Source organism: Halalkalibacter wakoensis JCM 9140, assembly GCF_000513095.1.
Lineage (GTDB): Bacteria > Bacillota > Bacilli > Bacillales > Bacillaceae_D > Halalkalibacter > Halalkalibacter wakoensis.
Genome location: NZ_BAUT01000140.1, coordinates 1 through 2,548, shown reverse-complemented (window position 1 = coordinate 2,548; position 2,548 = coordinate 1). Strand labels below are relative to the sequence as shown.

The following is a 2,548-nucleotide window of genomic DNA, read 5'->3' as shown; positions in this document are numbered from 1 at the left end:
AGTCGCATCGGCATCGGCATCAGATCGGCATCGGCGTCAGAATCGGCGTCGGCATCAGAGTCCGCATCGGCATCGGCATCAGAATCGGCATCGGCGTCAGAATCGGCGTCGGCATCAGAATCAGCATTGGCGTCAGCATCAGAATCAGCATCGGCATCGGCATCAGAGTCCGCGTCGGCGTCAGCATCAGAGTCCGCATCAGCATCGGCGTCAGAATCGGCGTCAGCATCAGAGTCCGCGTCCGCGTCGGCGTCAGAATCGGCGTCAGCATCAGAATCAGCATCGGCATCGGCATCCGCACCAGCAGAGCTAGCTGCATTCTCAGATGCTGCTGATGTTGATGTTACCCCAGCAGAGGCAGCTGCATTTTCACCAGCAGCCGCGTCAGCCGCAGCCGCATCGGCATCTTCATTTCCCGCCGCAGCCGCAGCATATCTACTTGAAGCAGCATCGGCAGCAGCAGCAGCGGATTCATCATTTCCCGCTGCAGCCGCTGCTTGCAAATTAGCACTTGAAGAAGCAGAGGACGCTCCATCAGATCCCGCAGCCGCAGCCGCTGAAGCTTGCTCTTGTGCGTCAGCAGCAGAACAATATTCTTTTCTATTCGTATTTTCCTCCATAGAATTCACTCCTTTTCTTAGATTCACCATTATTCTATTAGCGATAAATAATCTTGCAATGGCAACTGCCATTAAACAAAGTCTATTTTTAAAAAAATAGATAGAACACTATAATAGGTTAGTTAAACTAGTTATCATTTTTAGATCTATTATTTTGTTCCAGTAGTCTAACGATTTTATCTTTGTAAACTTCCTCTTCTTCAATCATTCTCATCATCAAAGCCTCATACAGCTCGATTTTTTTAAAGATATATTGTTCATGATCGGCTAAGAATTTTTTGTTTTCTAACAGTACGGAAAACATATCTAGGTAACTGCTAATAATACGGGCTACCGTAGCAGATGAGCTTAAGGTAATAGGCATAAATGTGTTCTCGACAGCTGTATGTGCCTCGTTATTTCCAGAAGTTGCCTCTTGGAGCGCAATATTTTTGCTTTTGTCAAAGTCTTTTACTAGTTGTTTCAACGTGTCTTCGTTCACTTCCAACTTGGACACCCCCTTTATAATAAATGTATGATAAAAATAGAAAATTGGCAGTGTGAACACATAGAGGCTACTAGACTAAATTTTATAGAGGGAGTCCGAAGAGAGGATAACTTCTGAAGGAAACAGGGGAAAGTGATAGCTCTCAAGCCGAACAAAATTCTGTTGAAAATGGGGAGGGAATCATAAAAGTCGGGATCGTGAGCTTGGTTATCTTTGAAATAGTAAGATTGCATCCGACTGAGACCTTAATACGGAAGAGAACACAAAATGAGTGACTGGAAATACACCTTGAAGCTTATCACTGTCCCACGTTTATCGTGCAACAAATCCTAGTAGTTGTTTCTTTTAGTATTAAAAGTTGCAATCTTTTAAAAAATCGTCCTACGAAAATCAGCTCATCTTCCTATATATAAATTGAAGCATACATAAAATAGGAGGTTGTATAGATGACTAAATTCCGCATGATTCAAACCGGATTCTGGCATGATCCAAAGGTGAGTGGAGGAGATGACACCGGAGGATAAGTTCTTTTTCATGTATCTTCTCACCAATCCGCAAGTGACTCAAATTGGCATTTACCGGATTACGAAAAAACATATAGCTTTTGAAACAGGTTTCTCTGTTGAAACCGTGCAGCTGTTATTTGAGCGCTTTTTGAACCAGTATAAGCTCATTCGGTATAACGCGGAACAAGGGAACTTGCAATCAAGAACTGGGCCAAGCATAACCTCGGGCGTGGAGGCAAACCGATGCTTGATTGTATTCAAAAGGAGCTAGAGGGTGTCAAGGATCGTTCTCTTATTAAATACATTGGACAGTTTGTAGCCAATGAGTCGATTCGGGCGCTTTACGCATCTTTTTGCCTTCAAACAGACGATACGTTGACGATAAGTGGACAAGAAGAAGAAAAAGAAGAAGAAAAAGAAAAAGAAAAAGAACAAGAGCGATACGCCGCGGTATTTCGTTTTTACGAAGAAAACATGGGAGTCTTAAATCCTTTTATCGCAGAGTCGATTGCTCATTGGGTAAAAGAGTTAAGTCCAGAAGTGGTGATGTTAGCGATCGAAAAATCGTTGATGAGACAAAAACGCTGGGATTATGCAGAAGGAATGTTCGATGGCTAGGGAGCTTGACGTCCCCATTATCGCTCTTTCACAGCTGTCAAGAAAGTTGGAATCTCGCGAAAGCATAGCTGGTGACAAAAGGAGGCTAGGAGGAAATGGGAGAAATTCATCACCTAAAAGTAGCGTACGACCTATCACTTTTAAAAAAACCAATTGGCGACTACCAATTGGTGAATGAATGGCTAGTTAGAGAGAATCAATTGCTGAAGCAGCAAGTTCGCGTGTTGAAGGCCAAGTAGGTTACGGGGAAAGGTAGAATCATTTCACCTCTTTGATTCCCTTTCTCGAGCTGTTCTTCTCGGAAAGGGAACGAATCT

Annotated in this window: 4 protein-coding genes and 1 pseudogene; 3 read left to right on the top strand and 2 right to left on the bottom strand. The window is 43.4% G+C overall.

The features are described 5' to 3' along the window. Positions 1 to 692: hypothetical protein (locus tag JCM9140_RS24155; RefSeq protein ID WP_175578208.1), on the bottom strand; the 692-nt coding region annotated here is incomplete at its 3' end. Between the two features lie 55 nt (positions 693 to 747). Further along, positions 748 to 1,107, bottom strand: a complete 360-nt coding sequence (locus tag JCM9140_RS21745; RefSeq protein WP_034751718.1) for a hypothetical protein — start codon at positions 1,105 to 1,107, stop codon at positions 748 to 750. 749 nt (positions 1,108 to 1,856) lie between these two features. Here JCM9140_RS21745 and JCM9140_RS22875 point away from each other — a divergent pair. From JCM9140_RS22875 to JCM9140_RS24775, 3 genes and pseudogenes are all read left to right on the top strand, one after another. Next, entirely contained in the window at positions 1,857 to 2,231 is a 375-nt protein-coding gene (locus tag JCM9140_RS22875) for a DnaD domain protein (RefSeq protein WP_052002489.1), read from the top strand. Continuing rightward, positions 2,221 to 2,340: pseudogene (locus JCM9140_RS25480) on the top strand (DnaB-like helicase C-terminal domain-containing protein); the annotation flags it as partial. The gene JCM9140_RS22875 and the pseudogene JCM9140_RS25480, both read left to right, overlap by 11 nt. After that, the gene (locus tag JCM9140_RS24775; protein WP_235715439.1) at positions 2,327 to 2,470 is read left to right on the top strand and encodes a hypothetical protein; all 144 of its coding nucleotides are present in this window, start codon (positions 2,327 to 2,329) and stop codon (positions 2,468 to 2,470) included. The pseudogene JCM9140_RS25480 and the gene JCM9140_RS24775, both read left to right, overlap by 14 nt. The last annotated feature ends 78 nt before the right edge of the window (positions 2,471 to 2,548 follow it).